5 protein-coding genes are annotated in these 4,494 nt (G+C 52.3%); all 5 read left to right on the plus strand.

Annotation, left to right across the window (positions count from 1 at the left end; translation table 11 throughout):
* A partial coding sequence (locus JNM42_RS17345) for a sugar nucleotide-binding protein (protein ID WP_294273159.1) occupies positions 1-517 on the plus strand: 517 nt, incomplete at its 5' end.
* A gap of 40 nt (positions 518-557) precedes the next feature.
* Positions 558-1,388, plus strand: coding sequence for a DNA ligase (locus JNM42_RS17350; RefSeq protein ID WP_294273161.1), 831 nt, complete (start codon positions 558-560; stop codon positions 1,386-1,388).
* 352 nt (positions 1,389-1,740) lie between these two features.
* Entirely contained in the window at positions 1,741-2,595 is an 855-nt protein-coding gene (locus JNM42_RS17355; protein ID WP_294273163.1) for an SDR family oxidoreductase, read from the plus strand.
* A 19-nt stretch (positions 2,596-2,614) separates the two neighbouring features.
* Positions 2,615-3,625, plus strand: a complete 1,011-nt coding sequence (locus tag JNM42_RS17360; RefSeq protein WP_294273164.1) for a polysaccharide biosynthesis protein — start codon at positions 2,615-2,617, stop codon at positions 3,623-3,625.
* The coding region (locus tag JNM42_RS17365; protein ID WP_294273167.1) for a UDP-N-acetyl glucosamine 2-epimerase at positions 3,618-4,494 on the plus strand (877 nt) is incomplete at its 3' end. The genes JNM42_RS17360 and JNM42_RS17365, both read left to right, overlap by 8 nt.

Consider the following 4,494-nt stretch of genomic DNA (forward strand, 5'->3'; position numbering starts at 1 on the left):
CAGCGTTTATGGGAAAACCAAGCTTGACGGCGAGCTGGCCGTCGCTCGCTGTGAAAAACATTTGATCTTGCGCACCAGTTGGGTCTATGCGGCGCGTGGTGCGAATTTCGCCAAGACCATGCTTCGTCTGGCGCAAGAGCGAGATCAGCTCAAGGTCATCAGCGATCAGATCGGAGCCCCGACCGGCGCCGAGCTATTGGCCGATGTGACGGCACACGCGGTGCGCACATTAAAGCGCCGCCCCCAACTCGCCGGGGTTTACCATCTGGCGGCGGGTGGCGAGACGAGCTGGCACGCTTATGCACGATTCGTCATTGAGCATGCCCGACAGGCCGGGCGACCGATACGGGTGATGCCGGAGGCCGTAGAGGCCATCCGTACCAGCGCCTACCCGACTCCCGCACAAAGGCCGCTCAACTCGCGGCTGGATACCGGTAAGTTGCAGGCGGCCTTTGGCCTGGTAATGCCGGATTGGCAGGTCGGCGTTGAACGGATGCTGGCTGAGATTCTTGGGTAATAGCAAAAAAATCCAGGGTTTTATGCTGCGCTTGAATCCCATGTTTCAAGCGCTGCTGCTGGCCTCCATGGCCACGATAACAATGCCACTTCCTGCAGCCGAACCCTTGCCCCTGTTACTGGCCGAAACCGAGCACGGGCAGGCCGATGTTGCTCTTTACCTGGTCAGTGAAAAGCTCGATGGCGTCCGTGCCTTCTGGGATGGTCAGGTTCTGCGTACACGCAATGGCAATGTCATCAAAGCGCCGGCATGGTTTATCGAGAATTTCCCGACCCAGGCGCTGGACGGCGAACTGTGGTTAGGGCGCGGGCAGTTCGAGCGGCTGTCTGGCACCGTGCGCCGGCAAGTGCCGGACGACGATGAGTGGCGCCAGGTACGCTATCGGGTCTTCGAGTTGCCGCAGGCGCCCGGAACCTTTCGCCAGCGGGCGCAGGTCATGCGTACGCTGATTGCGGGTGCGGGCGTGCCCTGGTTGCAGGTAGTCGAGCAATATGAAATGACCAGCCGTAAAGCGCTTGAGAACAAGCTCGACGAAATCCTCAAACTCGGTGGCGAGGGCCTGATGCTGCATCGTGCCGACGCGCTGTACACTACGGGACGCAGCGACGTTCTGCTCAAAATGAAGCTGTGGCATGACGCCGAGGCTACGGTGATAGGCCACCAGCCGGGCAAGGGCAAATATGCCGGCATGCTCGGCGCCCTGCGCGTGCGCAGCGCAGACGGTGTCGAGTTCATGCTGGGCACCGGCCTGAGCGAAGCCGAGCGGCGCAATCCGCCGCCCATCGGCACGGTCATCACCTTCCGTTATCGCGAATTGACCAGCCGCGAGCGTCCGAAATTTGCCAGTTTTTATCGGGTGCGAGAGATTTAGGGCGTGACGAAATTTATCGGGATTCAAAATCGATGTGCATGACTGATCCCCAAATCAAGTTTATCCGGCAACTCACCCATCAGGTTGAGGGAGGACGGACGCGAGTGCGCGATTTCGGATCACGTGCATGACATTCTCTTGCGTATGATCAACAACAAGCAGTTTCTTTGCTTGGTGAATGGCTGTTAAGGCATCAATCTGTGCAACTCGTTGTAAACTTTTCTGGCTGAATCGATCCTGTTTCCAGGATTCCCTTGAATTTAGTAGGCAACGCCTCAAAGGTATGAGTGCCGAGCCCGCATGTAAATTAAGCCATGTAATTTGTCAAAATCGGAAATGGTGGAGTGAAGTGATGAGAATCCTGGTTCTTGGCGCCACAGGTATGCTGGGAAATGCAATGTTTCGCGTTCTGTCGGCAGAATCGGGCTTGATTGCTTACGGGACAGCGCGCAACGAGAACTACCGGCGGTATTTTTCACATAATCTGTCCAGTCAGATTATTGTTGGTGTCGATGTCGAAAATCACGATTCCCTGGTGAAGCTGTTTGCATCTATTCTGCCCGATGTAGTAATCAACTGCGTCGGTCTGGTCAAGCAACTGGCTGAGTCTAATGATCCCTTGCAAGCAGTCCCAATCAATACCTTGCTGCCACATCGATTGGCAGCACTATGTCAGATTACCAAGGCTCGTCTTGTGCACATTAGTACCGATTGTGTATTTTCCGGCGCAAAGGGGAATTATCTGGAGTCGGATTTTCCTGATGCTTACGATCTGTATGGACGTTCCAAACTATTGGGAGAGGTTGATTATTCGAACGCGATTACCATGCGAACTTCCATAGTTGGTCATGAGTTGGCAGGGCAAAGGAGCCTGGTGGGGTGGTTTCTCGCGCAACAAGGGGCTGTTAAAGGTTTTTCTCGAGTTGTTTTCTCCGGCCTTCCTACTGTTGAACTGGCTCGAGTGGTGTGCGACCACGTTTTGCCTCAATCCCATCTCCATGGGTTGTATCACGTAGCAGCCAAGCCGATATCGAAATTCGAATTATTGAAACTGATTGCCAGAATCTATGGCAAGGATATTGAAATCGTTCAATCGGATGAACCGGTCATCAATCGTTCATTGAATGCAGACCATTTCAAGAAGGCGACAGGTTATGAGCCACCAGAATGGCCTGTTCTAGTGCAGCGCATGTTTGAATTCAAATAGTCAGGAAGGTGTTCATAAAATGTTTGTCGATAAAACCTTGATGATTACGGGCGGAACAGGTTCGTTTGGCAATGCAGTTCTTAAACGTTTCCTGGAGACTGAGGTGCGGGAAATCCGGATTTTCAGTCGCGATGAGAAAAAGCAGGAGGACATGCGAATCGCCCTGAATCATCCCAAACTCAAGTTTTATATCGGCGATGTAAGGGAATACAGCAGTATTCACGAAGCCATGCAAGGGGTCGATTACGTTTTCCATGCGGCCGCTCTCAAGCAGGTGCCTTCTTGCGAGTTTTATCCGATGGAGGCCGTTCGTACCAATGTATTGGGTGCTGAAAATGTGATGAATGCGGCCGTTGCGAATGGAGTAGAGCGTGTTGTTGTTCTGAGTACGGATAAAGCGGTCTATCCAATCAATGCCATGGGGCTTTCCAAGGCCATGATGGAGAAGCTCATGGTCGCAAAATCCAGGATGCGAAACGAAGGAGAGACGGTCTTGTGCGCTACGCGCTACGGAAATGTCATGGCCTCTCGCGGTTCAGTGATTCCGCTGTTTGTGAAGCAATTGAAGGAAGGAAAGCCGCTGACGATCACGGATCCATTGATGACACGCTTCCTGATGTCGCTCGAAGATTCCGTGGATCTGGTTCTTTACGCTTTTGAGCATGGTCGCCAGGGTGATATATTCGTCCAGAAGGCGCCGGCCTCAACCGTTGATGTTCTGGCACAATCCTTGAAAGAACTTTTCAATCTGGAGAATGATATTCGTGTGATCGGGACTCGACATGGTGAAAAGCTGTATGAATCGCTCGTCTCACGAGAAGAAATGGCCAAGGCTGAGGATATGGGGCAGTACTACCGAATTCCTGCGGACAACCGTGACCTCAACTACGCGAAATATTTTGTTGAAGGCGAAACCATTATTGCTTCACTCGACGACTATACGTCTCACAATACCATTAGGCTGGATGTAGAAGGGGTCAAGAATTTGCTGCGCGAACTCGACTTCATTCAGGAGCAATTGAATGCTTAAGGTCCTGACCATCGTCGGCACACGGCCTGAACTGATCAAGATGTCGCGCGTCATCGCCGAATTTGATGAGCATACCGATCATGTCCTGGTTCACACGGGTCAAAACTTTGACTATGAACTCAATCAGGTCTTTTTCGATGAATTAGGGATCCGCAAGCCAGACTATTTTCTGGGCGCAGTAGGAGCGAATGCCGCCCAGACCATAGCGCGTGTTATTGAAAAGGCCGATGAAGTGATGGAGGTCGAGAAGCCGGATGCCGTTCTCCTTTATGGTGATACGAATTCCTGCCTCTCGGTGATTTCAGCTAAACGCAGAAAAATACCCGTTTTTCATATGGAAGCCGGCAATCGATGTTTTGATCAGCGCGTTCCGGAAGAGCTCAACCGCAAGGTGCTGGATCACCTCAGCGACATTAACATTGTGCTCACGGAGCATGCTCGCCGATACCTGATCGCAGAAGGAATTCCCCCTGACCGAATCATCAAGTCCGGTTCGCACATGCAGGAAGTCCTTGGCTACTTCATGCCGCAGATCGAGAAATCTGGCGCACTTGAGAAGCTTTCGCTGAATCCCGGAGGTTATTTCCTGGTTAGCGCGCATCGCGAAGAGAACGTCGACTCACCCGAAAATCTCCAGGATCTACTGGATACCCTGCAGGCACTGGTCAAGGCCTACGATAAGCCGGTGATCGTTTCAACACACCCGCGTACTCGACAACGTCTGGAAAAACTGGGTGTTGAGGGTATGGATGCGAAAATCAGGTTCCTTAAGCCATTTGGATTTTTTGACTACATCAAGCTGCAGATGGATGCGTTTTGCATCTTGTCTGATAGCGGAACCATTACCGAAGAAGCTTCCTTGCTGAACC

It is taken from the genome of Propionivibrio sp. (genome assembly GCF_016790145.1).
Classification (GTDB): Bacteria; Pseudomonadota; Gammaproteobacteria; order Burkholderiales; family Rhodocyclaceae; genus Propionivibrio.

Bases quoted from the DNA above. Each gene is read 5' to 3' on its own strand.
- JNM42_RS17350 (WP_294273161.1), top strand. From the start codon at position 558: ATGTTTCAAGCGCTGCTGCTGGCCTCCATGGCCACGATAACAATGCCA.
- JNM42_RS17360 (WP_294273164.1), top strand. From the start codon at position 2,615: ATGTTTGTCGATAAAACCTTGATGATTACGGGCGGAACAGGTTCGTTT.
- JNM42_RS17355 (WP_294273163.1), top strand. From the start codon at position 1,741: ATGAGAATCCTGGTTCTTGGCGCCACAGGTATGCTGGGAAATGCAATG.